Source organism: Sphingopyxis sp. FD7, assembly GCF_003609835.1.
Classification (GTDB): domain Bacteria; phylum Pseudomonadota; class Alphaproteobacteria; order Sphingomonadales; family Sphingomonadaceae; genus Sphingopyxis.
In genome coordinates, this window is record NZ_AP017898.1 from 1,026,307 (window position 1) to 1,049,853 (window position 23,547).

25 protein-coding genes are annotated in these 23,547 nt (G+C 67.0%); 4 read left to right on the forward strand and 21 right to left on the reverse strand.

Features of this window, described 5'->3' with window-relative positions; all coding sequences use genetic code 11:
• Positions 1–17 precede the first annotated feature (17 nt).
• From rodA to SPYCA_RS04815, 5 genes are read right to left on the reverse strand one after another with little or no spacing between them, the layout of a single operon-like run.
• Complete coding sequence (gene rodA / locus SPYCA_RS04795; protein ID WP_120219148.1) at positions 18–1,124, reverse strand: rod shape-determining protein RodA; 1,107 nt, start codon at positions 1,122–1,124, stop codon at positions 18–20.
• The gene (gene mrdA / locus SPYCA_RS04800) at positions 1,121–3,031 is read right to left on the reverse strand and encodes a penicillin-binding protein 2 (RefSeq protein ID WP_120219149.1); all 1,911 of its coding nucleotides are present in this window, start codon (positions 3,029–3,031) and stop codon (positions 1,121–1,123) included. Before mrdA ends, rodA begins: the two co-directional genes overlap by 4 nt.
• Positions 3,032–3,041: 10 nt before the next feature.
• Positions 3,042–3,563 carry a rod shape-determining protein MreD gene (locus SPYCA_RS04805; RefSeq protein ID WP_120219150.1) on the reverse strand — a complete coding sequence of 174 codons (522 nt, stop codon included), beginning with the start codon at positions 3,561–3,563 and terminating at the stop codon, positions 3,042–3,044.
• Positions 3,560–4,465: a rod shape-determining protein MreC gene (gene mreC / locus SPYCA_RS04810; RefSeq protein ID WP_120219151.1), complete on the reverse strand. Its 906-nt coding sequence runs from the start codon at positions 4,463–4,465 to the stop codon at positions 3,560–3,562. The genes SPYCA_RS04805 and mreC overlap by 4 nt, the downstream gene beginning before the upstream one ends.
• Positions 4,466–4,482: 17 nt before the next feature.
• Positions 4,483–5,529, reverse strand: a complete 1,047-nt coding sequence (locus tag SPYCA_RS04815) for a rod shape-determining protein (protein WP_120219152.1) — start codon at positions 5,527–5,529, stop codon at positions 4,483–4,485.
• A 196-nt stretch (positions 5,530–5,725) separates the two neighbouring features.
• Between SPYCA_RS04815 and mutL the strand changes: the two genes are divergently transcribed.
• Together mutL and SPYCA_RS04825 are read left to right on the forward strand one after the other, a co-directional pair.
• Positions 5,726–7,537, forward strand: coding sequence for a DNA mismatch repair endonuclease MutL (mutL, locus tag SPYCA_RS04820; protein WP_120219153.1), 1,812 nt, complete (start codon positions 5,726–5,728; stop codon positions 7,535–7,537).
• A 1-nt stretch (position 7,538) separates the two neighbouring features.
• Positions 7,539–8,069: a hypothetical protein gene (locus tag SPYCA_RS04825; protein ID WP_120219154.1), complete on the forward strand. Its 531-nt coding sequence runs from the start codon at positions 7,539–7,541 to the stop codon at positions 8,067–8,069.
• Here the strand turns inward: SPYCA_RS04825 and SPYCA_RS04830 are convergent.
• Complete coding sequence (locus tag SPYCA_RS04830; RefSeq protein WP_120219155.1) at positions 8,066–9,631, reverse strand: alkaline phosphatase D family protein; 1,566 nt, start codon at positions 9,629–9,631, stop codon at positions 8,066–8,068. The genes SPYCA_RS04825 and SPYCA_RS04830 overlap by 4 nt on opposite strands.
• 79 nt (positions 9,632–9,710) lie before the next feature.
• Positions 9,711–10,448, reverse strand: a complete 738-nt coding sequence (locus tag SPYCA_RS04835; RefSeq protein ID WP_120219156.1) for a glutaredoxin family protein — start codon at positions 10,446–10,448, stop codon at positions 9,711–9,713.
• Between the two features lie 41 nt (positions 10,449–10,489).
• Here SPYCA_RS04835 and SPYCA_RS04840 point away from each other — a divergent pair, with 41 nt between their 5' ends.
• Positions 10,490–10,891, forward strand: a complete 402-nt coding sequence (locus SPYCA_RS04840; protein WP_120219157.1) for a MerR family transcriptional regulator — start codon at positions 10,490–10,492, stop codon at positions 10,889–10,891.
• Positions 10,892–11,036: 145 nt separating this feature from the next.
• Here SPYCA_RS04840 and SPYCA_RS04845 read toward each other — a convergent pair whose 3' ends face one another.
• The 14 genes from SPYCA_RS04845 to SPYCA_RS04910 all read right to left on the reverse strand — a co-directional run bounded on the left by SPYCA_RS04845 (position 11,037) and on the right by SPYCA_RS04910 (position 22,329).
• Positions 11,037–11,825, reverse strand: coding sequence for an inositol monophosphatase family protein (locus tag SPYCA_RS04845; protein ID WP_120219158.1), 789 nt, complete (start codon positions 11,823–11,825; stop codon positions 11,037–11,039).
• A 7-nt stretch (positions 11,826–11,832) separates the two neighbouring features.
• Complete coding sequence (locus tag SPYCA_RS04850; RefSeq protein ID WP_120219159.1) at positions 11,833–13,176, reverse strand: TldD/PmbA family protein; 1,344 nt, start codon at positions 13,174–13,176, stop codon at positions 11,833–11,835.
• 154 nt (positions 13,177–13,330) lie between these two features.
• On the reverse strand, positions 13,331–13,651 hold the full coding sequence (locus SPYCA_RS04855; RefSeq protein ID WP_232003529.1) for a hypothetical protein: 321 nt from the start codon (positions 13,649–13,651) through the stop codon (positions 13,331–13,333).
• Between the two features lie 286 nt (positions 13,652–13,937).
• A complete protein-coding gene (locus tag SPYCA_RS04860; RefSeq protein WP_120219161.1) occupies positions 13,938–14,540 on the reverse strand; it encodes a hypothetical protein in 603 nt (200 codons plus the stop codon).
• 143 nt (positions 14,541–14,683) lie between these two features.
• Positions 14,684–15,199, reverse strand: a complete 516-nt coding sequence (locus SPYCA_RS04865; protein ID WP_120219162.1) for a demethoxyubiquinone hydroxylase family protein — start codon at positions 15,197–15,199, stop codon at positions 14,684–14,686.
• A complete protein-coding gene (locus tag SPYCA_RS04870; protein WP_120219163.1) occupies positions 15,196–15,675 on the reverse strand; it encodes a disulfide bond formation protein B in 480 nt (159 codons plus the stop codon). The genes SPYCA_RS04865 and SPYCA_RS04870 overlap by 4 nt, the downstream gene beginning before the upstream one ends.
• A 137-nt stretch (positions 15,676–15,812) precedes the next feature.
• On the reverse strand, positions 15,813–17,201 hold the full coding sequence (locus tag SPYCA_RS04875) for a S41 family peptidase (protein ID WP_120219164.1): 1,389 nt from the start codon (positions 17,199–17,201) through the stop codon (positions 15,813–15,815).
• A 252-nt stretch (positions 17,202–17,453) separates the two neighbouring features.
• On the reverse strand, positions 17,454–18,671 hold the full coding sequence (locus tag SPYCA_RS04880; protein WP_120219165.1) for a murein hydrolase activator EnvC family protein: 1,218 nt from the start codon (positions 18,669–18,671) through the stop codon (positions 17,454–17,456).
• Positions 18,668–19,096: a 23S rRNA (pseudouridine(1915)-N(3))-methyltransferase RlmH gene (locus SPYCA_RS04885; protein WP_120219166.1), complete on the reverse strand. Its 429-nt coding sequence runs from the start codon at positions 19,094–19,096 to the stop codon at positions 18,668–18,670. The genes SPYCA_RS04880 and SPYCA_RS04885 overlap by 4 nt, the downstream gene beginning before the upstream one ends.
• A 310-nt stretch (positions 19,097–19,406) precedes the next feature.
• Complete coding sequence (rsfS, locus tag SPYCA_RS04890; protein WP_120219167.1) at positions 19,407–19,805, reverse strand: ribosome silencing factor; 399 nt, start codon at positions 19,803–19,805, stop codon at positions 19,407–19,409.
• Complete coding sequence (locus SPYCA_RS04895) at positions 19,802–20,455, reverse strand: nicotinate-nucleotide adenylyltransferase (protein ID WP_120219168.1); 654 nt, start codon at positions 20,453–20,455, stop codon at positions 19,802–19,804. The genes rsfS and SPYCA_RS04895 overlap by 4 nt, the downstream gene beginning before the upstream one ends.
• Complete coding sequence (locus SPYCA_RS04900) at positions 20,452–20,739, reverse strand: type II toxin-antitoxin system RelE/ParE family toxin (protein ID WP_120219169.1); 288 nt, start codon at positions 20,737–20,739, stop codon at positions 20,452–20,454. The genes SPYCA_RS04895 and SPYCA_RS04900 overlap by 4 nt, the downstream gene beginning before the upstream one ends.
• Complete coding sequence (locus tag SPYCA_RS04905) at positions 20,736–21,008, reverse strand: CopG family ribbon-helix-helix protein (protein ID WP_120219170.1); 273 nt, start codon at positions 21,006–21,008, stop codon at positions 20,736–20,738. Before SPYCA_RS04905 ends, SPYCA_RS04900 begins: the two co-directional genes overlap by 4 nt.
• Positions 21,009–21,039: 31 nt before the next feature.
• Positions 21,040–22,329 (reverse strand): glutamate-5-semialdehyde dehydrogenase, encoded by a 1,290-nt coding sequence (locus tag SPYCA_RS04910; protein WP_120219171.1) that lies wholly within the window; start codon positions 22,327–22,329, stop codon positions 21,040–21,042.
• Positions 22,330–22,409: 80 nt separating this feature from the next.
• On the opposite strand from SPYCA_RS04910, the gene SPYCA_RS04915 reads away from it, so the two are divergent.
• Complete coding sequence (locus tag SPYCA_RS04915; protein WP_120219172.1) at positions 22,410–23,546, forward strand: DUF3667 domain-containing protein; 1,137 nt, start codon at positions 22,410–22,412, stop codon at positions 23,544–23,546.
• The last annotated feature ends 1 nt before the right edge of the window (position 23,547 follow it).

Genomic DNA, 23,547 nt, shown 5'->3' on the forward strand with positions numbered 1-23,547 from the left:
GGGCTTCGACGATTTTTTTAGTGAAAGCGGCGGGCGCCCGTCTTGCTGTCGTTCTCGATCGCGAGAATGATGCCCACGCACGTCATGATCGTGAGCATCGACGACCCGCCATAGGAAAAGAGCGGCAGCGGGATGCCGACGACGGGAGCGAGGCCCATCACCATCATCAGGTTGATCGCGATGTAGAAAAAGATCGTCATGGTGAGCCCCGCCGCAGTGAGCTGGCCGAAGCGCGTCCGTGCTTTCAGCGCCACGCGCGTCGACCAGCGGAGCAGCAGGAAAAAGCCGAACAAGAGCGCAAGGCCGCCGATCAGCCCCCATTCCTCGGCCATCGTCGCAAAGATGAAGTCGGTGTGGCCTTCGGGAAGGTAGTCGAGGTGACTTTGCGAGCCATTGAGGAAGCCCTTGCCGCCGATACCGCCCGACCCGATCGCGATCTTCGACTGGCTGATGTGATAGCCGGCGCCGAGCGGGTCGCTTTCGGGGTCGAGGAAGATGAGCACACGCCGCTGCTGATAATCGTGGAGGAAGGAAAAGAGTATGGGCAACGCCGCAATGCCTGCGATCGCCGTGCTCCCGAACCACCAGAGCGGCAGGCCGGCGACGAACATCACGATCACTCCGCCGATGCAGATCGACAGCGCGGTGCCGAGGTCGGGTTGCAGCATCACCAGCGCGGCGGGCAGGCCGATCATTACCAGCGCCGGCCACAGCGCCGTAACGCTGCGCGTGCTTGCGGGCGGTAGCTGCGCATAGAAGCGCGCAAGCGCCACGACGATCGTGACCTTCATCAGCTCCGACGGCTGAAGGTTCATGAAACCGAGGTTGAGCCATCGCTGGCTGCCCCCGCCGACGAAGCCCAGCAGTTCGACCGCGAAGAGCAGGATGAGTACGCCGATATAGGCAAGATAGGAAAAATCCTCGAAAATTCGCAAGGGGAGGCGACCAAGGACGAGCGCGCCGCCCAGAAAGACCAGGAATCTTACCCCCTGTTGCCACGCCCAGGGCGACCAGTTGCCGCCCGCTGCCGAATAGAGGACGAGCAGGCCGAACCCCGTGATGCCGCACAGAATCGCGATCAGCTTCCACGGGATGCGCTGGATGGCTGGCGGTACCGGAATCATTCCGGCACCCCCGGATCGGGATCGCTCGACGCACCCATTTTCCACGCCGCATAGTCGCGCTCCATGCGCTCGGCGATCGTGCCGCCCCAGCCGGCCTCAAGCGTCTCCAGCGCCTCCATCCCTTTTTCGCGGTCGAAGAGAAAGGTCATGAAATCGCGCGCCACCGGCGCGGCGGCGCGGCTGCCGCCCATGCCATGCTCGATGACGATGCCGGTGGCATAGCGCGGATTGTCGACGGGCGCGAAGCCGACGAACAGGCCATGATCGCGATATTTCCACGCGCCGCTCTGCCCGCGCGATCCCGACGCCAGTCCGCGCACCTGCGCGGTGCCGGTCTTGCCCGCCATGGTGATGCCGTCGAGCGGCAGGCGGCTGCGCACCGCGGTCCCCGCTCCGTTGACGACGCGGTCCATGCCGGCGCGCGCCACCGCGAGCGCTTCGGCGGAGAAGGGGAGGGGTTCGTTGGTGAACTGCCGATTGACCAGCCGCGGATACAGGCGGCGTCCCGACGCGATGCGCGCCGTCATCACCGCGAGCTGGAGCGGATTGACGCTGACATAACCCTGACCGATCACCGCGTTCAGCGAGTCCGAGGCGGTCCATTGCTGGTCATATTTGCGCAGTTTCCACGCGCTGTCGGGGATGGTGCCATAGCGCTGGTTGCTGCCCGCCAGCTGGAACTCCTCGCCCAGTCCCAGCAGCCGCGCGGTTGGCGCCATCGCGTCATAGCCGAGACGATGCGCGAGCCAGTAGAAATAGCTGTTGCAGCTTTTCTCGATCGCGGTCGGCATGTCGATGCTGCCGTGCGTGCCAAGGCAGCGGAAGAATCGGCTGCCAAGCCGGTAGCCGCCGATGCAGGTGTGGCGCTCGCCGGGGTCGACGCCATGCTCGATCGCCGCGATCGCCGCCATCGGCTTCAGCGTCGAACCGGGCGGATAGAGCCCGCGCGTCGCCTTGTTGATGAGCGGCTGATGATCGTCGGCGCGCAGCCACGCATATTCGGAATTGCTGATCCCGTCGGAAAAGCTGTTGGGATCGAAGCTTGGCATCGACACGAACGCCAATATGTCGCCGTTGCGGCAGTCGATCACCACCGCCGCGCCCGATTCGCGTCCCATGCGCCGCGCGACATATTCCTGCAGGTCGGCGTCGATCGTCAGGTGGACGGTCTTGCCCTGCACGTCGGGCTGAGTGTCGAGGTCGCGCACCACCTTGCCGCGCGCGGTCACTTCGACGCGCCGCGCGCCGGGCTTGCCCTTCAGCATCTCCTGAAAATATTTCTCCAGCCCGTCCTTGCCGATCTTGTAGCCCGGCGTGATGTAGAGCGGATCTTTCGCCTTTTCATATTCCTCGGCATTGGGCGCGCCGACATAGCCGATCAGGTGGCCGACCGCCGCGCCGGTCGGATAGTTGCGCGCAAAGCCGCGCTGTGGCGCGACGCCCGGCAGTTCGGGCAGTCGGACGAGGATCGAGCTATATTCGGCCTCGGTCATATCCTCCTTGATCGCGACCGGCTGAAACCCCGACGCGGCCTTGAGGTCGCGGTTGATCCGCTCCATCGTGTCGCCGTCGAGCCGCAGCAGCGTCCGGAGTCGGCCGAGCACCATCTCGCGGTTGTGCAGACGGTCGGGAATGATGTCGATGCGCAGGCTGACGCGATTGTTCGCCAGCGCCTTGCCGTTGCGGTCGACGATCCATCCGCGGCGCGGCGGGATGAGCGTCAGGTTGACGCGGTTGCTTTCGGATTCGAGCACATAGCGGTCATTGTCGATCACCGAAATATAGGTCATGCGCGCCGCCAGCGCGACGCCCACAGCGGCCTGCGCCCCGCCGACGACGAGCGCGCGGCGGGTGAAGGTGAGACCCCTCCACGCTTCGGTGATCGGCGGCTGCTTCTTGTTGAACATCTGCGCGGTTTTATCGGCGTTTCAGGCGGAAATTGTCAAACTTGCCGGTCAGGCGCATGACCAGCGGTACCAGCAGCACCGAGATCACGATCTGTGGCACGACGAGGCCGAGCACACGCACGGCGTCGGCATCGGGGTGGGTGATGAGCGCGGCGAGCGACTGGATCGCCGTGATCAGCAGCGCGGCAATCAACCAGTCGTGAAAGAAGCCGCGCCAGTAAATACGCTGCGACGAATAAGCGATGGCGATGCTCGCGAGCGTCCACAGTCCGACCGCGGTGCCGATCGGCGCCCCGCTGAACAGATCGTCCCACAGGCCGAGCGGCAGGCCGATCCACACCGGCCACATTTCGGCGCGCAGCAATTGCCAGCAGAGGAAAAAGAGCAGGCCGAGCGGCGGCAGCACCGGCGAACTGGCGATGAGCGGCAGCATCAGTGGCAATGCCGAGGCGAGCATCACGCTCGCGATCGGCACGATCCGCATCCGCCACAGCGAGGCGGGTTCGCCAAGGCGCGGCCCCTTGCGGTTCACGGTGCGGGGGCGGGGGCGGAGGGTGTGGCCGGCCCCGGCCGACCCGCCGCCTCGATATTGTCGGGCGTATAGGGCCGCAACACCGCGACGGCGTCGACCTTGCCGGGGTCGGCGAGCGGGCGTGCGAGCGCGCCGTCGTCCTGTCGCCGCACGACGATCGCGACCGGGATGTTCGGCGGATAAAGCCCGCCGGTGCCCGATGTGACCAATATGTCGCCGGGCTTGAACGGGTTATTCGCGATATTGAGCGTGCGCACGTCGAGGTCGCCGTTGCCGCGGCCGCTCGCCAGCGCGGGCAGCCCGTCGCGTGCGCGGCGCACGGGAACGATATTGTCGACATCGGTGAGCAGCAGCACCTGCGACACCGACGGCCCGGCGGTCAGCACGCGGCCGATCAGCCCGTCGGCGCCGCGCACCGGCTGGCCCGCCGCGACGCCCAGATTGCGCCCGATGCTGAGCAGCGCGATGCGCTTGCTGCTGGTTGAGGTCGAGGTAAGCAGGTAGCCGTTGGCGAGCGCGGTCTTGTCGGTTTCCTGGAGCCTCAGCAGCGCCTTGAGCTGGCGATTCTCTTCCTGGAGCGAGCTGGTCGCGACCAGCTGGCGCCGCGTGTCGGCCAGCTCCTTGCGCAGCCGTCGATTCTGCGATCCCGCAGCGACATAGGCGCCCACCGTATCGTCAATCCCCGAGATCGAGCCGATGACCGAGCGCGTTCCGCGCGCGATCGGTGCCGTCAGCTCCTGGCTTGCGATGCGAAGCTGGGCGAAGCCGACGGGATCCGCGATCGACAATATGGCAAGCAACAGCCCGGCCACCGCGCCGGTCACCGCGATGACATAGGCGACGAACAGGCTGTACTGGGCCTTTCGGGATTGCCCCGGACGCCGATGTGCCGGGCGGACCATGGTTCAGAGACCCTCGATCAGGCTTGCTGGAGCACGCCGCGGAAAGCGGGGTCTTCCATTGCGCGACCGGTGCCGATCGCAACGCAGGTCAGCGGATCGTCGGCGACGGTCACCGGCAGTCCGGTCGCATCGCGCAGCAACTCATCGAGTTCGGCGATCAGCGCGCCGCCGCCGGTCAAGACGATGCCCTGGTCGACGATGTCGGCGGCAAGTTCGGGCGCGGTATTTTCGAGTGCGATGCGCACGCCCTCAACGATCGTGCCGATCGGTTCGGACAGCGCCTCGGCAATCTGTGCCTGGTTGATCGAGATTTCCTTGGGCACGCCGTTGACGAGGTCGCGGCCCTTGATGTGGATCGTCATTCCGGTGCCGTCGGCCGGGATGCGCGCGATGCCGAAATCCTTCTTGATCCGCTCGGCGGTCGATTCGCCGATCAGTAGATTATGGTGGCGGCGGACATAGGAAACGATCGCTTCGTCCATTTTGTCGCCGCCCGCGCGGACCGAGGTGGTGTAGGCGAGACCGCGAAGCGAAAGCACCGCGACTTCGGTGGTGCCGCCGCCGATATCGACGACCATCGACCCGATCGGTTCGGTTACCGGCATGTCGGCGCCGATCGCGGCGGCCATCGGTTCCTCGATCAGATAGACTTCGCTCGCGCCGGCATTCGACGCCGCATCGCGGATCGCGCGGCGCTCGACGCTCGTGGAGCCCGAGGGCACGCAGATCACGATTTCGGGGCTGCGGAAGGCATTGGGTTTGCCGCCATGCACCTTGGTGATGAAATGCTTGATCATCTGTTCGGCGACGTCAATGTCGGCGATGACGCCGTCGCGCAGCGGGCGGATCGCCTCGATGCTGTCGGGGGTCTTGCCCATCATCAGCTTGGCGTCGTCGCCGACCGCCTTGACCCGCTTGATCCCGTTCAGCGTCTCGACCGCGACGACCGACGGTTCGTTGAGCACGATGCCCTTGCCGCGCACATAGACGACCGTATTCGCGGTGCCGAGGTCGATGGCCATGTCTTGCGAATTGAACTTCAGAAACCGGGAAAAGAAAGACATCTATATTGCTTCCTGTCATCGGACCGACGGGAACGCAAACGACCCCGTGCCCCTGCCGCATTCTCATCCGCTCGCCGTCCGGCAACAGGACCAATCAGGGAGAGATTCCGGCTCGTCCGAAGGGCTGGCTGGATAAAATGATCAGGGCTGTGCGGGTGGGTCGCGATTTGCGTCCGACTGCGCTAGGACAGGCCCCATGTCAATACGCCGCCTGCCCGAAACGCTCGTAAATCGGATCGCGGCCGGTGAAGTGGTCGAAAGACCCGCCGCTGCGCTCAAGGAACTGGTCGAAAATGCCATCGACGCGGGCGCGACTCGCATATCGGTGCGAATCGCCGAGGGGGGCATCGCGCGGCTGGAGGTCGAGGATGACGGCTGCGGCATGACCGCCGCCGACATGGCGCTCGCGCTTGAGCGCCATGCCACGTCGAAGCTGCCCGATGACGCGATCGAGGCGGTGACGACGCTGGGGTTCCGCGGCGAGGCTTTGCCCTCGATCGCCAGCGTCGCCCGGCTGACGCTCGAAAGCCGGACGCCGGGGGGCGACGGCTGGCGCCGGGTCGTCGACAATGGCGCGCTGGCTGGCGAAGGGCCCGCGGCGCTGGGCCAGGGCACGCGCGTGATGGTCGAGGATCTGTTCGCGCGCATCCCCGCGCGGCGCAAGTTCCTGCGCAGCGCGCGCAGCGAATATGCCGCCTGCCTCGACGTCGTGCGGCGGCTTGCGATGGCGCGCCCGGATGTGGGCTTCACGCTCGAGCATGACGGGCGGCGCGTGCTCGACGTGCAGGGCGGACAGGACCGCGTCGCGCGCGTCGCCGCGCTCACCAGCCGCGACCTTGCAGCGAACAGCATCGGCGTCGATCTGACGCGCGGCGACGTGCATCTGGGCGGCGTCATCAGCCTGCCGACCTACAATCGCGGCATCGCCGACCATCAATATCTGTTCGTCAACGGCCGCCCGGTGAAGGACCGGCTGCTCGTCGGTGCGCTGCGCGGCGCCTATGCCGACCTGCTCGCGCGCGACCGCCACCCGGTCGTTGCGCTGTTCCTCGACGTGCCGACCAGCGAGGTCGATGTGAACGTCCATCCCGCCAAGACCGAGGTGCGCTTTCGCGACCCGCAGCTCATTCGCGGGATGATCGTTGGCGGGCTGCGTCGTGCGCTCGACGAGCATGGCTTTCGCAGTGTCCAACGCCCCGCCGAGGCGGCGCTTGGCGCATGGCAGCAGGAACCCGTCGCGCCGCCGCCGACGACGGGCTTTCTCTTCGACCGGCGCGCCGAAATTGCGGCGCATCCTTTCGCCGCCGAAGTGTCGCTGCCCGCCGCCGACGTCGCGCGCGTCTATGACCGGCTGATGCCCTTCGCCGCGCCCGCGCCGCTTGCCGGACGCGCCGAGGTCGCGGTGACGCCGCCGCCCGCCGCCGACGCGCACCCGCTCGGCATCGCGCGCGGCCAGATCGCCAAGACCTATATCGTCGCCGAGGCCGAGGACGGGCTCGTCATCGTCGACCAGCACGCCGCGCACGAACGCCTTGTGCTCGAAACGCTGAAGCGCGGCATGATGGGGCAGGCGGTGCCGTCGCAGGGCCTGCTGATCCCCGAAGTCGTCGAACTCGACGAACCGGCGTGCGACCGGCTGGAGGCCGCGGCGTCGGCGCTCGCCGCGCTCGGCGTCGAACTCGAACGCTTCGGTCCCGCCGCGGTGATGGTGCGCGCGACCCCGGCGATGCTGGGCGCGATCGACTGCCACAAGCTCATCACCGACATCGCCGACGATCTCGCGGGCTATGACGCCGCGCTTGGCCTCAGTGAAAGGCTCGAACTCGTCGCCGCGACGATGGCGTGCCACGGGTCGGTGCGGGCTGGACGGACCTTGAATGTCGCCGAAATGAATGCGTTGCTTCGCCAGATGGAAGTCACGCCGCATTCGGGCCAGTGCAACCACGGGCGCCCGACGTGGGTGAAGCTGGCGATGGGCGACGTCGAACGGCTGTTCGGGAGGAAATGACATGGGGGTTGATCGTCTTGCTGCCGCACTCGCGCTGGCCCTCGCGGCCGGGATCGCGCCCACGGCGCCGGCCAAGGAGCCTGCCGCCGATTGCGCGACCGTGCCGGTGCTGCCGCCGGAGTTTTCGGGCTGGGCGCGAAGTGCGTCGAACAAGACCATCTACGCCTATGGCGATGCGCGCGCCGCCGACTGGCCGCCGCTCGGCGCCGCGCGGACGGGGCTCGCGCTGCATCGCTTTGAAAGTCTGCGCTATTGGGCCGCGCCTGCGCAGCGGCCCAATTCGTTCAAATATGGCGGTATGGTCCCGGTCGCGGTGAAAAAGCCCGGCCGCCTGCTCGTCGCGCTCGATCAGGGCGCGTGGATCGACCTGGTGCAGGACGGGAGGCCGGTCAAACCGGCCGCGCACCGTCACGGCCCGGCCTGTTCGGGCATAACCAAGATCGTCGAATATCGGGTGGCGCCCGGCCGCTACCTGCTTCAGATCGTCAACGCCCCCGAGCCGACGATCCGCGCGATGGCCGTGCTGCGCTAGGCCATCTTCACGCCCGCCACGCCGCGTTCGACAACGCCCGTCGTGCGTTTCGAAAGCGTGTTCACCGGCGTCGTCACCTTGTCGACGACCATGAAATGCGTCTGCCACGCTTCGCGCCCGACTTCGCAGACGAGGTAACCGCGCTGGTCGTTGGCGAATTTGAGTTCGGGGTTGCGCGCCAGCCATTCGTCGGTGCCCGCGCGCTTGTCGCTGCCGTCGCCGCCACTGGAGATCGACGTCGCGACAAACTCGGCGCCGACGACCTTGTCCTCGAGAACCAGATCGCCGCAGAAATTCTGATGCTCGTCGCCGGTCAGCACGATATTGTTGTCGAGCCCCGCAAAGCGCGACAGCATCCGCGTCCGCGCCGCTTCATAGCCTGCCCAGCTGTCGAGGTTCAGTATCTTCTCGGTTTCCTCCGGCCGCCGCCGCCGGTCGAGCGACATCATCGTCACCTGCTGCGCCAGCGCATTCCACGTCGCGCCGCCGCGCGCCAGGTTGCGCGCCAGCCACTCCTCCTGCGCCTTGCCCAGCACCTGCCGGTCTTTCGCGAACACGTCGGGGCAGGCAGGCTTGAAGCCGTCGCCGCACGGCTGGTCGTCGCGATACTGCCGCGTGTCGAGCAGCTGCATCGCCATCAGGTCGCCATAGCGGAACTCGCGGTGTGCCGCGACCATGCCGCCGCGCGGCAGCAGCGACCGGCGCACGGGCATATGTTCGTACCACGCCTGCATCGCCGCCTGTTTCTTCAGCATGAACACCTCGGGCGACACGGCGTCGGGATCGTCCTTGTCCAGCCCCATCTTCCAATTGTCGTGGTCGGACACCCAATTGTTGCGGATCTCGTGATCGTCAAAGCTCGACAGATGCGCGTGGACCGCGCGCACCGCCTGCTGGTCGATGTCGAGCAAGGTCTGGGCATAGGCATTGCGGAAATCGGTAAGGTCGAACAGCGCGCGCTGCGCATATTGGCGCACGGGACGGATCGGCAGGCCGTCGTCGAACAGATAATCCTGGCGATATTCATAGATGAAATCGCCATAATGATAGACGAAGGCCAGCTCCTCGCGCGCCATGTGGCGATAGGCGCCGTAAAAGCCCGACTCGAAATGCTGGCACCCCGCGACGCCGAACTTCATCGCATCGACCTTTGCGCCGGGCGCGGGGAGCGTGCGCGCGCGCCCGCGCAGGCTGCGCTCGCCCGCAGCGGTGAAGCGGTAATAATAGGGACGGTCGGGCTGCAATCCGGTAAGCTCGACATGGACGCTGTGCGCCAGCTCGGGCCGCGCGAGCGCGGTGCCCTTTGCCACCACCTCGCGAAAGCCGCCGTCGCGCGCGACCTCCCATTCGACCGGCACATTGGTCAGCGGCATCCCGCCGTGGCGCTCCATCGGCTCGGGGGCGAGGCGCGTCCAGATGACGAAGCCGTCGCTCGCCGGGTCGCCCGCCGCGACGCCGAGCTGGAAGGGGAAATCGCGGAGCAGCCCCTGCGCGCGGACGATCGCCGGCGCGGCCAGCCCGGCGAGCGTTGCTCCGGCAAGGAAATGGCGGCGGTTGTACATGGCTTGGGCTCCGTCGGACGAATCGATGCCCCTCGATAGCCGAGCCCTGCGTTTCATCAATGACAGTTCGGCGACGTCCTCACACCCACATGCGCGCCATCCACAGCGCCATCGCGATCATCATCAGATTTTCGGTCAGCGATACGAACCCCAGCGGCACCTTGCTGCTGCCGCCGACGCACGCGCATTTGATGTCGCGCTTGTCGATATAGACCGCCTTGAACACCGACACCGCGCCGATGCCGCCGATGAACAGCGCCAGCGGGATCGACAGCCAGGGCAGCGCGTGCGCGGTCATCAGCACGCCCGCAAGTCCCTCGGCGAACGGATAGAGGCTCGCATAGGGAACCCAGCGGCGCGCGAGCAGGTCGTAGTTCAGGAACATCGTCGCGAACTTGTCCACATCCTGCAATTTCAGCAGCGCGAGCACGATCATGCTGAACGATATGAACCACTCGGCCGTGCGCAGGGTGAAGGCATTGCCATAGGCGGCAAAACTCGCCGCCAGCGCCATCAGCGCCGTCATCGCGAACAGCGCGATGACGGGGGTGTAGCTGGTGGCGTCGGGATCGGCGACCTTCAGCCCGAAATGGCGGCGCAAATCGTCATAACCACCGATCCGTTCCCCGTCGATGAAGGTTTGCGGCGTCGTCTGGACGCCATGCGCCGCCTTGAACGCATCGGTCTCCTCGCGCGTCGTCAGCCAGCGGTCGTCGACCCTGTAGCCGCGGCGTTCGAGAAGATATTTGGCTTTCAGGCCATAGGGGCAGATGTGCCCAGGCATGACCATGCGATGAAGAATTGCCTGTTTTGTCATGATTCCCGTATAGCATCCGTACTATGGTACGGAGTCAAGCGATGCAGATGACGATAGGGAAACTCGCGACCGCGGGCGGCGTGGGCGTCGAAACCGTGCGATATTATCAGCGCCGCGGGCTGATGGGCACCCCTGCTCGGAGCGGAGGCGTCGGGTGGGGCGGCGGTATCCGCCGTTATGGCGCCGACGACCTCAGGCGCCTCAGATTCATTCGTGCGGCCCAGACAGCGGGCTTTACGCTCGACGAAATATCCGAGTTGCTGTCGCTCGACCAGAGCGACGACCGCGCCCGCGTCCGCACGCTCGCGCGTCAGCGCATCGCGGCGCTCGACGCAAAGATCGCACAGATGACCCAAACCCGCGCCGCGCTGGCGCGCCTTGCCGACCAATGCGCGGCGAGCGAAGCCGGGCCGTGCCCGATTATCACGGCGTTCGAGCCATAGCGCCCCGACCCTGAGCTTCTGGCAAGGCGATCCTCGATGGATCGGCTGACGACCTGGTTGCGGAAGGCCTCGTGATCCGGTTCCTCCCCTTTCGGGGGAGGTGCGTCAATTGCGTCGAACGGCGGCCCATCCTGCCGGAGTCGCCTCAAGGCGACGTCAACGCCACCGCGCGATCGTGCAGGCGCGAAACGACCGCCCGGTGAATGCCCGGCGCACAGGCGATGACGCCAAAGGCCTGCGCGCGCGGGGTGTTGAAAATAAGCGGCTCGCCAAAGGCGTCGCTCACCGTGGCGCCTGCTTCGCTGGCGATCAGCGCGGCGGCGGCGACGTCCCATTCAAAGCCCCAGCGCAGCGTCGCGACCAGGTCGGCGCGGTCGTCGGCGACCAGCGCCATGCGCAGCGCGATGCTGTTCGGCTTGGTCACCATGATGAGGTCGCGGTCGATCTTGGGCAGGCTGTCGGCGGGAACGCGCGCGCCGTCGAAGATCATCCGGCGGCTGGCACGCAGCGTGTCGCCGTTGAGCGTCGCGCCCTTGCCCTTTTGCGCGACCCACAATTCGTCGAGCGCGGGGGCATAGAGGACGCCGAGTTCGGGCAGGCCGTCGACGATCAGCGCGACCGACACGCACCATCCGGGGCGTCCGCGGATGAAATCGCGCGTGCCGTCGATCGGATCGACGCACCACATCGCGCGGCGCGCCAGCCGGTCTTCATTGTCGGCGGTTTCCTCCGAAAGCCAGCCCGCCTCGGGCACCATCGCGCCGAGCACCGCCTTCAGCCGCGCATCGACCGCCAGGTCGACGTCGCTGACCGGATTGTCGTGTGACTTGTGCCAGACATCGACCGGCCGCCCTTCGCCGCGCCAGCGCGCCATCGCCATGTCGCCGACCTCGCGCGTCGCGGCGATCACCGCTTCGAGATTGCGGCCGGGCATGGCCGCCTCAGCTCGACGCGACGGTCATGCCGTCGATGCGCAGCGTCGGCGCATTGGTGGCATGGCGAAAACGGAGGTCGTCGGCGGGGATCAGCGCGGCGAACATGTCGATCAGATTGCCCGCGACCGTGAACTCGGCGATCGGCTCGGCAATCGTGCCGCCGCGGATCATAAAGCCCGACGCGCCGCGGCTGTAATCGCCCGTCACCGGGTTGACGCCATGCCCGATCAGTTCGGTGACATAGATGCCGTCGGCGACGTCGGCCATCAGTTCGGCGGGGCTTTGCGTTCCCGCGGCAAGGTGAAGGTTGCTCGCCGCGACGCCCGATGCGCCGCCGCCGCGGCTCGCATGGCCGGTCGGCGTCAGGCCGAGCTGGCGCGCCGAGGCGCTGTCGAGCAGCCAGCCGGTGATTCGTCCGTCTGCCACAATATCGCGCGCCGCGGTCGGCAGGCCTTCGCCATCGAAGGCGCGGCTGCGCAGGCCGCGCGGGCGGTGCGGTTCGTCGCGCACGACGATGCTGCTGTCGAGCAACATGTCATCTTCCTTGCCGAGCAGGAAGCTCGTCCCGCGCGCGATCGCGGGGCCCGCGATCGCGGCGAGCAAATGGCCTATGATGCCGCCACTGACGCGCGGGTCGAAAAAGACGGGCAGCTTGCCATTCGGCGCCCTGCCCGGGCCCAGCCGCGCGACCGCGCGCCTGCCCGCGCGCGCGCCAATTTCCGCTGTGCTTTCAAGGTCGGAGAGATGGTGCGCGCTGTGCCAGGCATAGTCGCGCTGCATCGCCGCGCCTTCGCCCGCGATGACGCTGGCCGACAGGCTGTGGCCGCTCGAACCGTAGCCGCCGGCAAAGCCGTGGCTGGTTGCGAGTGCAAAGCGCGTACGGCTGTGGCTCGCGCTGCCGCCTTCGCTGTTGGTCACGCCCGCGACCGCGCGTGCGGCATCCTCGACGGCCAGTGCGGCTTCGCGCAGCGCCGCGGGGTCGGCCTCGCTTCCGTCGTCGAGGTCGAGGTCGGGCACCCTACCCCTGAACAGCAGTTCCTGCGGCGCGAGGCCCGCATAGCGATCTTCGGGCGCTTCGCGCGCCATGGCGACGCAGCGTTCGACCAGCTTGCCAAGCTCGCCCGCGTCCATATCGGCGGTGGAAACGCTCGCGCTGCGCTGCCCGACGAAGACGCGCAGCGAAATATCCTGCCCCTCCGACCGCTCGACATCCTCGAGCGCGCCGAGGCGCATCGTCACCGACGTCGCGGCGTTGCAATAATAAAGCGCGTCGGCGGCGTCGGCGCCCGCCTTGACGGCGGCGTCGCACAGCATCTGCGCGCGATCGAGAGCTTCGGAAACGGAAAGCATCGCCGCGCCCTATACGGCGCGCGGGCGAGGGTCAAAATCTAAGTGATTTCGTCGCCCCCCAAAGGCGGATGCCACTGGAGGGTTTGTCCGGCGTCGCGGCGCAGAAGCGTTGGCGGCCCCCGCCTGCGCGGGAGCGACGGCAATGTTTCGGGCCCTATTTGATGATCGCCGCGATCGCATCCGTCGCGGCCATCGCGCCGCTGATCCACAGGAAGGGAAGCGTCAGCGCAGCGATCCACAGGCGGCGAACATCGCGGCGGAAACGCGCATGGAGCCCCCAGCTGGCAAGCGCCTGGCGGCTGAGGTGATACCAGCGACGCTCGGTCGCGCGTGCGACGGGAAGCGCGAGCGCAAGCAACATGACCAGCGCGACGATGATATAGGTCGGCGGCGCCCCGGCGGCGACCGCGCTGGTGACGAGCCAGATCTGGATCGCGGCGAAAGCGAGGAGGGCGGCGGCGGCGTGCCAGGTCATCCGACGACCAAGGCTCCGCGCGGGTGGAACGCTTGCAGTGGAGCGGCGCCAGAGGCGCGGTCCGAACGTCGATGCCATGTTTCAGCCTCCCCGGCCGGCGATTCCCAGAAACGCCACGTTTTGCCCCAATAATTCCCAAGTCAAGACAGGTTGGCAGCGATTCGTTAATTTTTTCCTCTGTTCGGCGCGGAATCGCAACGGGATCGCGGCAAGACGAACCGATGAGGCCGGCCGACGGGCGCGCGGGCGCTTCTGGGCAGCGGGAAGCGAAGGTGGCGGCGGTGCGCTACTGCTGCGGCGGCACCGGCAGTTCGCCCGCGTCGGCTTCGTCGGGCGAGGTCGGCGCGGGCGCTTCGCCATTCGCCTGTCGCTCCAGTTCCTCGGCGGCCTTTTGCCGCTCCGCCAGCGCGCGTTCCTCGGCGACGACCGCGGCTTCGACTTCGGCGGCGGCGGCGTCGATGCCGGCGAGGCGCTTGGCGCGTTCATCGGCGATCATCGCCTGCCAGTCGGTCTTGTCGGCGGCGCGCCGCTCTGCGCGCGCGCCCGCCACCAGCGCCTGGGTGCAGCCCGTGAAACCGCCAAGGCCGGTCGGCGAGCAACTGTCGGTTCCGAAGCGCCCGACACGTTCGAGCGCGACCACCTTGTTGGCCCAGGCTTCGTTGCGCGGATCGAGCGGGTTGCCGCGCAGCATCGGCGGCACGCGATAGCGCTCGCTTTCGGGCAGGCGGTTGCACACGACGATCTCGTCGGCGCTCGACGCTTCGCATTTGTCGTCGCCATACACGATGACCTGGTTGATCTTTTCGGCGTCCGCCGGGGTTTCCTGGGCCACGGCGGGCACGGCGGCGCTTCCCGCGAGGATCAGCGCAAAGAGGGGGAGGCGGGTCATCGGATCTTCCTTTGTTACATCAGTCGAATGCCACAGATTTTCTGCATCAGCCATGAACATCCCATATCCGTTCGCATCGAGCGAAGTCGAGATGCCCTGCGGCCTGGCGCTATTCCGATGGGCGTCGCTTGCCCGGCAGTCTATCAGATACGTTTCGACAGCGCGATGGCTGCGCGGCACCCGGCGCGGATCGCGAGGCTGAGCAGCGGATAGCCGGGCGCTTTTTCTGCCCCGGCCCTGAGCGCGGCGTCGCGGTGCTCAAGCTCTTCGGCCCGGAAATCCGCGACCGCGGCGCTGAGTTCGGGGTCGCTGTCGCCCAGTTCGTCCAGCTGGTGCCGGTAATGCCGGTCGATCTCGGTCTCGATCGCCGCGGTGCAGGCCATGGCGGCGCGCGGCCCCATCGCGGCGGTGGCCGCTCCCAGCGCAAAGCCCGCGACGTTCCAGAAGGGCTGGAGCGCGGTCGGACGCACGCCGCGCCGCGCGATCATCGCGTCGAAAAACTTGCGGTGGCGCTCTTCCTGTTCGGCCATAAGGGCGATTTCGCGCGCCATCGGATGCCGGTCGCCCATTACGGCGAGTTGCCCGGCATAGATTCGCGTCGCGCCAAACTCGCCCGCCTGGTCGACGCGGATCATCGATGCGGTGCGTTCGTTCGTCATGCCGCCGATGTGCTCCCCCGGCGCAGCAACGTCAAGACGAGCGCGGCGGCGCCGAACGAGAAGATCGCGTTGAACCCCGCGAGCGAGATGCCGAACAGCGACCATTGCACCGCGTCGCAGCGGACGAGCGGCGCGTCCATGATCGATTCGAGCGTCACCGGCCCACCGCTGCCCGTCGCGCAGGTGGTAATGCCTTCCCAGAAGCCATATTCCACCCCGGCATGGAACACCCCGATCGCGCCGCTGACGGCGATGGCGGCGGCAGCGAGCAGGGTGAGCGCCCGCATCGCCTTATCGTTTCGGCGGAGCAGCAGCGCGAGCAGCGCCAGCACGATCGCCGCCTGGTGCGGCCAGCGCTGCCAATAGCACATCTCACACGGGTGGAGGCCAAAACCATATTGCGACACGAGCGCGCCGCCATAGAGAAGCAGCGGCGCCAGGAATGCGACGAGGGGGGCGGCAAGGCGCGATTTCATAAGGTCAACCTTGAAGTCAAACCGTCATCCCGGCGCACGCCGGGATCTCACCGGTGCGTCAGCACATAGCGGCGAGATCCCGGCCTGCGCCGGGATGACGGGAAGAAACATAGTGTCAGACGGGAAGAAACATAGTGTCAGTTGCGGCGCGTCGGCTTTGCCGCGGGCTTGCCCGCCGCCGCCATGCGCGGCGTTCCGGGGCCGATCCGCCCGATCGTCTGCAACGCATAGTGAAGCTGGAAATCCTCGATCCCCTTGGCTTTCAGCTCTTCCGCGGTCGCGGTGAAGCGCGGGTCGGCCTTTTCATCCTTTTCGATGAGGCCATTGTCGACCTTTTTCTCGTTGATGAGGTGACGGCGCAGGTCGCTTTCGCGGAACTTCGGGCGCGACGCATAATCGGGGTCGCTGAGCTGCGGCACCTTGATGTCGGGATCGATCCCGCCTTCCTGCACGCTGCGGCCCGACGGCGTATAGTAGCGCGCGGTGGTCAGGCGAAGCGCCGTGGTGTCGCTGAGCGGGAGCACCGTCTGCACCGATCCCTTGCCAAAGCTGCGCTCGCCCATGACGACCGCGCGATGCTGGTCCTGCAGCGCCCCCGCGACGATTTCGGAGGCCGAAGCCGAACCCGCGTCGATCAGCACGATGACCGGCGCACCGTCCGCGAGATCGCCCGGTTCGGCGAAATAGCGTTCGATGTCGCCCTTGCGGCGGCCGCGCTGCGACACGATCTCGCCGCGTTCGAGGAACAGGTCGCTGATCCCCACCGCCTCGTCGAGCAGTCCGCCGGGGTTCGAGCGGAGATCGAGGATCCAGCCGCGCGGTTTCTTGCCCAGCGATTTTTCGACCGCCATCATCGCGGCCTTGAGGTCGGTGGTCGCGTCGGCCGAAAAGCTGGTGACGGTGAGCACGCCGACGTCGCCCCTGACTTCCCATTTGACGGGCTTCAGGTCGATGATCTCGCGCGTCAGCGTCATCTCGATCGGTTTGTCCTGACCCTCGCGCACGATGGTGATGTCGATCGGCGTGCCCGGCCGCCCGCGCATCTGTTCGACCGCCTCGTCGAGCGTCATGCCGAAGATCAGCTCGTCGTTGATATGGGTGATATAATCGCCCGCCTTGATCCCGGCGCGGGCGGCGGGCGTGTCGGCGGTCGGCGCGATCACCTTGACCACGCCATCCTCCATCGTCACCGACAGGCCCAGCCCGCCATATTCGCCGTCGGTCTGCGTACGCAGGTTCGAGAAACCGCGCGCGTCGAGATAGCCCGAATGCGGATCGAGGCTGGCAAGCATCCCGTTGATCGCGCCCTCGATCAGCTTGGAATCCTCGACGGGTTCGACATAGTTGGACTTCACTTCCAGATAGACGTCCATGAAGCGCGCGATTTCTTCCTGCGTCTTCGAATCGACGCTCGCCATCGCGCCGGTCGCGAGCGGAACCAGCGCCAGCGTCGAAAGCGCGGCGGCGCCCTGCCACAGCGCGAAGCGACGGCGCGGCGAAGCGGTGGTTTTGGTCGAGTCGGTCATATCAATCTTTCACTCGGGCGAGAGCCATCCCGCCTTGTAAACCCCGGAGTGTCATCATCCTATGCAAATCTGTGCGGGTCAAGCGGGGCATCCCTGAGCGGCGCGGGAAGCTATGGGCGTATGCGAATCTCCACTCCGCACCCCGAGCGAAGACCAAGGCCTCGTTCGAGCGAGGCGAGAACCTGCGGCTTCGCTGCCTCGGCTTCGCTCGGCATAGCCCCTCGTCTTCGCTCGGGGATGCGGAAACAGGGTCTAGCCGATCATCGCAACGATATCGACCGGGCGGCCCGCACGGCGCAGTTCGACGGTGATGCGGCTGTCGTCCGATCCCGCGCGGCCGACGGGTGCGCCCGCCTCCACCATATCGCCGACTCCCACCGACAGCGCGATCATCCCGGCGAGCAGCGAGATCCAGCCGCCGCCATGGTCGATGATGACGATCTTGCCATAGCCGCGATAATCGCCGGCAAAGCTGACGCGGCCGGGGGCGGGAGCGACGACCTGTCCGCCCGGCCGCGCCGCGATCGTGACGCCGCGCGACCGCACCCCGCTTTCGTTCACCTCGCCCAGCCCGGTGACGATGCGTCCGACGACGGGAAGGCGGTAGGCGCTGCCGGTAATGCCGATCTCGCGTGCGGTGGGCGGGGGGACAAGGCCCACCGGTCCGGCGGCGGGGTTGCGCGGGCGCGGCAGCGGCCCCGCGAGCTGTCCCAGTTCGGCGCGCACAAGCCCGTCGGCTTCGAGCGCGTCCATCAGCTCGACAATATCGCGCGCCTTTTCACCCAGCCCCAGCGCGCGGTCCGCCTCGATCCGCGCGCTGCTCATCAGCTCACGCGAGCGCAGCCGTCCTTCGTTTTCGAGCCGCGTCAGTGCGGCGCGGCGCGCGGCGAGCTGCGCCTTGCTTTCCGCGAGTGCGTCCAGCGCGATCGCCTGCTGCCGCCGGGCGGCGTCGAGCAAGGACAGTTCGCGGCGGACTCCGGCGGTGCGCCGCGCGATCACCGGCATCGCGGCGTCGATCACGGCGCGCGCATGAACCATGTCGCGAAGCGATCCCGGCTGCGCGAGCACACTGACCGGCGGCTGACGGCTGAGTTGCTGAAGCGAGGCGGCGAGTTCGAGCAACGGCTGCTGCTGTTCGGCGAGCCGCGCGCGCTGCGCCGACAGGCGGCGGGTCACGAGCGCGACGCGCGCCTCGCCCGCGCTGATGTCGGCTTCGGCCGACTGGATGCGTGCGGCGAGCGCAGCGCTGCGTTTCTTCAGCCGGTCGGCCTCGTTGCTCGCCGCGGCGGCCTGTTTTTCGAGCGCGGCGCTGCGCGCCATCGCCGCCGCCGACTGCTGCCGGGCGTCGACGAGCTGCATCCGTTCGCGCGCGGCGATCGCCTGCGGGTCGAAGAGGTCGCTCTGCGCGAGCGCGAAGGTGCCGCCCGCGACCGCGACGGCTATGCCGAGCGCCGCGAGCGCGCGCCTCACCGGCGCCCCTCGCGGTGATAGGGGTGCCCGGCGACGATGCTGGTGGCGCGCCACAATTGTTCGGCGAGCATCGCGCGCGCCAGAAGGTGCGGCCAGGTCGCGCGGCCAAAGGCGATGACCTTGTCGGCGCCCTCGCGCTCCTGGGGCGTGAAGCCGTCGGCGGCGCCAAGGCAGAAGCGCGCTTCGCGCACGCCGCCGTCGCGCCATTGCTCGAGCAATCGGGCGAATTCGATCGACGACATCTGCTCCCCACCCTCGTCGAACAGGATCGTGCGGCTATTGTCGGCGGCGGGAGGCATCCGCCCGCCCGTGTCGGGAAGTTCGGAAATCTTCTGCGCCCAGGTCACGCGCTTCATATAGCGTTCGACCAGTTCGGCCTCCGGGGAGCGCCCGATGCGCCCGCGCGCGATGATGTGCAAAAGCATATGTCCGGCCCGCCTATGATCTGCGGGTCGGGCCGGAGGTTGCCGACGACGCGACAAGGGGTGACGAAGCGTTGGCGTTATTTTGTTTCGCACAAAGGCACAAAGGCACGAAGATGTTGTGTTGGGCCATAGCCGTCCCCGGCCGCCGCAGGCGCGTTATCAAAGGCGCTTCGCGCGAGTTGACAGAGGGGTTTGGCGATCTTCCGCCTTTCTCTTCGTGCCTTTGTGCCTTTGTGTGAAACAAAAAAGCACTCACCTTTCCGCCGCGCCCGTCGCTACGGCGGCAACTAGCCCGCGCCAGGCCAAGGCGTCAATTCGCGGCCGCGACCGGCGGTGCGTCGCCGAACGACCACATGCGTTCGAGGTTGTAGAAGCTGCGCACCTCGGGGCGGAACAGGTGGACGATGACGTCGCCGGCGTCGAGCAGCACCCAATCGGCGTTGGGCAGCCCTTCGACGCGGACGCTGCGGCCCGCTTCCTGCTTGATCCGCTGCGCCAGCTTCTCGGCGATCGCCGAGACGTGGCGCGTCGAACGGCCGCTCGCGATCACCATATGGTCGGCGATGCTGCTCTTGCCGGCAAGCGGGATGGAAATGGTTTCCTGGGCCTGATCCTCGTCCAGCTGGTGGAGGATCAGCGCGTGGAGCGCGTCCACGCTGTCGTTGGCAGGGGCGGCGTCCGGCGCGGCCCCCTGGGTGGCGGCGATCAAATGCGTCCTTTCTTGGTCGATTCCACAAGGCGCGAGCGCGTGACCGGGTCGCGCTGCGCGCGGCCTTCATAGCGTTCGAACCAGCGGGGGTTGGCCTGCCGTATCGCAGTCGCGGATCGCACATCGGGCGAAAATCGCAGGAACACGAGGGCGGGCGGTCTCCAGTCTGTCCAATGCTTCTTCTGGTCTGCGGGCCGGACAAAACGCCGCAGCCATCCCATCGCACGTCTTGCATGGGCGCGGCCATTATAGCCCGGACGCGCGACAACCGCAATCGGCATCAGTCGCGCAATGTCCCGCCAGTCGCGCCAGCGGGGCAGCTGGACCAGATTGTCGGCCCCCATGATCCAGATGAAGCGCCGATTCGGATAGCGGCGGATCAGCTTTTTCAGCGTATCGACCGTATAGCGGGTGCCTAGTTCGGCCTCGATCGCGGTGGCGCGGATCGGCGAACGCCGCGCCATGCGCCGCGCCGAAGCGAGGCGGGCGGGCAGGGGAGCCATGCCCGCCCCGGGCTTCAAGGGATTGCCCGGCGAGACGAGCCACCATAGCTCATCGAGGCCCAGCACGTCGATCGCGTTCAGGCTGATCGCGCGATGCCCGCCATGCGCAGGATTGAAACTGCCGCCGAGGAGGCCGGTGGGGATCACAGAAGGGTTTGCCAGTCGCTGCGCAGATGGACCACGCGAAGGACGAGGAGCCGTTCTGCATTCACATCATACAGCAGGGCAAACGGAAGCTGGCCCAAACGCCATATTCGCAGCCCATGTGCATCGACGAGCGAGCCGGCGCGTGGCGTAAGCGCCAGGAAGTCGCTCGCTCGTTCGGCTTCGGTCAGCAACGCATCCGCGAGGTCGAAATCGACCAGATAGAGGCCGTCGGCATGGTTCAGCAGGTCTTCGGTCGCTGCCTGCGACCATTGGACATTGATCACGCCGCCGCTTTATCGCGCTTTGAACGGAGTTCGGCGCGCTTCGCCGCGATCAGCATTTTCATCTCTTCATGCGAGATCAGCGGCTCCTCGCGTGCCGACCGCTCGCCTTCCTCGATGATTGCGAGCATCTCGGCTTCGCGTTCGACAAACTGTCGAACCGCCTGCGCAACGAGCCACGAGCGCGAGCGATCATAGCGGTCCGCCAGTCTGTCGAGCGTTTCCAGAGTTGCGGCGTCGAGCCGTGTCGTGATCGGTGTCGTAGGCTCCATGCGCCATTTATATCACTTGTATACAAATGATTCAAGGACGCACCTGCCCGCTCCCGCGCACCAGCCATTTATACGTCGTCAGCCCTTCGAGCGCCACCGGCCCGCGTGCGTGCAATCGCCCCGTCGCGATGCCGATTTCGGCGCCGAGGCCGAATTCGCCGCCGTCGGCGAATTGGGTCGAGGCGTTGTGCATGACGATCGCGCTGTCGACGCCGGCCAGGAAGCGCTCGGCGGTCGCGGCATCCTCGGTGACGATGGCATCGGTGTGGCGGCTCGAATGCGCGTCGATGTGCGCGAGCGCGCCGTCGAGGCCGTCGACCATGGCGATCGAGACGATGGCGTCGAGATATTCGGTGTCCCAGTCGCCCGCCGATGCCGCATCGACGTGCGGGCTGAGCGCCGCGACATCCTTGTCACCGCGCACTTCGCAGCCCGCCTGGACCAGCGCATCGACGATCGCGAGGGGTGCGCCATAGGCGCGGTCGATCAGGATCGTCTCGGTAGCACCGCAGATGCCGGTGCGGCGCATCTTGGCGTTGACCGCCAATTCTATGGCTTTTGCCGGATCGGCGGCGCCGTCGATATAGAGATGGTTGATCCCGTCGAGGTGCGCGAGCACGGGCACGCGCGCTTCGTCCTGCACGCGCGCGACCAGCCCCTTGCCGCCGCGCGGAATGATGATGTCGATCAGCCCCTGCGCGCGCAGCATCGCGCCGACGGCGGCGCGGTCCTGTGTCGGGACCAGCTGCACGGCATCGGCGGGCAGGCCCGCCTCGACGAGTCCCGCCGTGAAGGCCGCGTGGATCGCGCGGTTCGACTGCGCCGCCTCGCTGCCGCCGCGCAGGATCACGGCATTGCCCGACATCAGCCCGAGCGCCGCGGCGTCGGCGGTGACATTGGGGCGGCTTTCATAGACGATGCCGACGACACCCAGGGGCACGCGCACGCGGCTCAGTTCCAATCCGTTGGGGCGCGTCGTGCGGTCGATCTCGCGCCCGACGGGGTCGGGCAGCGCCGCAACCGCCTCGATCGCATCGGCGATTCCCGTCAGGCGCCCCTCGTCGAGGCGGAGCCGGTCGAGCATCGCGCCCGACAGGCCGTTCGTCCGCCCCGCAGCCATATCCTCGGCATTGGCCGCCAATATCGCCGCCGACTGCGCGCGGATCGCGCCTGCCGCGGCTTTCAGCGCTGCCGCCTTTTCGGCGGTCGGCGTCTGCGCGAGCCGTTTCGCGGCGGCGCGCGCGCGCGCGCCCATATCGGCGATCAGCGCGGCGGCATCGCCGGGCAGCGGGGAGGGGGCGGTGAGCGTTTCCGTGGTCATGGCGCCTGCCTCTATCATGTTTCCCCGACTTGCCGAAAGTCCCGTTGCGCGGTGCGGTTTGCGCCTCTAGTCAGAGGCGCATGAGCGGGGATATCGAAGGTATCGGGGCGGCGGTGACCGCGGGGCTCGCGGCGCGTGCGGTCGAGTCGGCGCATGGCGGCGCAGCGCATGGTCAAGCGCCGCCGCGCTGCCTCAATTGCGGCACCAGCCTCGCCGGGTCGCATTGCCACCATTGCGGACAGCGCGCCGACGTCCACCGCAGCTTCGGCGCGATCGGGCACGACCTGGTCCACGCCATCTTCCATTTCGAGGGCAAGATATGGAACACGCTTCCGTTGCTCGCGTGGCGGCCGGGCGATCTGACGCGCCGCTATATCCATGGCGAGCGCGTACGTTTCATCTCACCGCTCGCCCTGTTCCTGTTCGCGGTGTTCCTGACCTATGCCATACTTGCGATGATCGGCAGCGGGGGTGAGTTCGGCACTGCGCTCAGCAAGGCAGCCGACGAGCAGACGCGCACCACCGCGGTCAAGGACAGCATCCAGATGGAAGTCGACCGCATCGACGGCGAACTGGCGAGAGCGGACCTTGCCGAAGAGCGGCGCCGCGCGCTCGAAGCCGAACGTGATGTCCTCCAGCAAAGCGCCACCTATCTTGGCGTGGCGCGCGCGCGCAGCCGGAGCGAGCGCGCGGCCGATCGCGCCGCCGGCCCCCCGGTGCTGGACGATCCGCGCGATCAGGTGGCGACGAGCGCCGATTTCATTTCGCGAAACAAGATCGATACCGGCGTTCCCTTCATCGACAATGGCCTCAAAAAGGCGTTCGCGAACCCCGCGCTGGTGCTCTACAAGCTTCAGGCAAATGCCTATAAGTTCGCCTGGGCACTGATCCCGCTGTCGCTTCCCTTCATGTGGCTGCTCTTTCCGTTCAGCCGACGCTTTCATGCCTATGATCATTTCGTTTTCGTCACTTATTCGATCTCGTTCATGCTGCTGCTGTTCGTCGTCGTGCGGCTTTTGAACCTGACGATCTTTGGCGAGGTCGCGACCTTTCTCGCGATGCTCTATGTGCCCTTCCACATGTATCGCCAGCTGCGCGGCGCCTATCGCTCGTCGCGCTTCGGCGCCTTTGTGCGCGCCAACCTGCTGCTCTTTTTCAGCCTGTTCACCGTGATCTGGTTCATGCTGCTGCTCCTCGCACTCGGCATCAGCGGGTAAC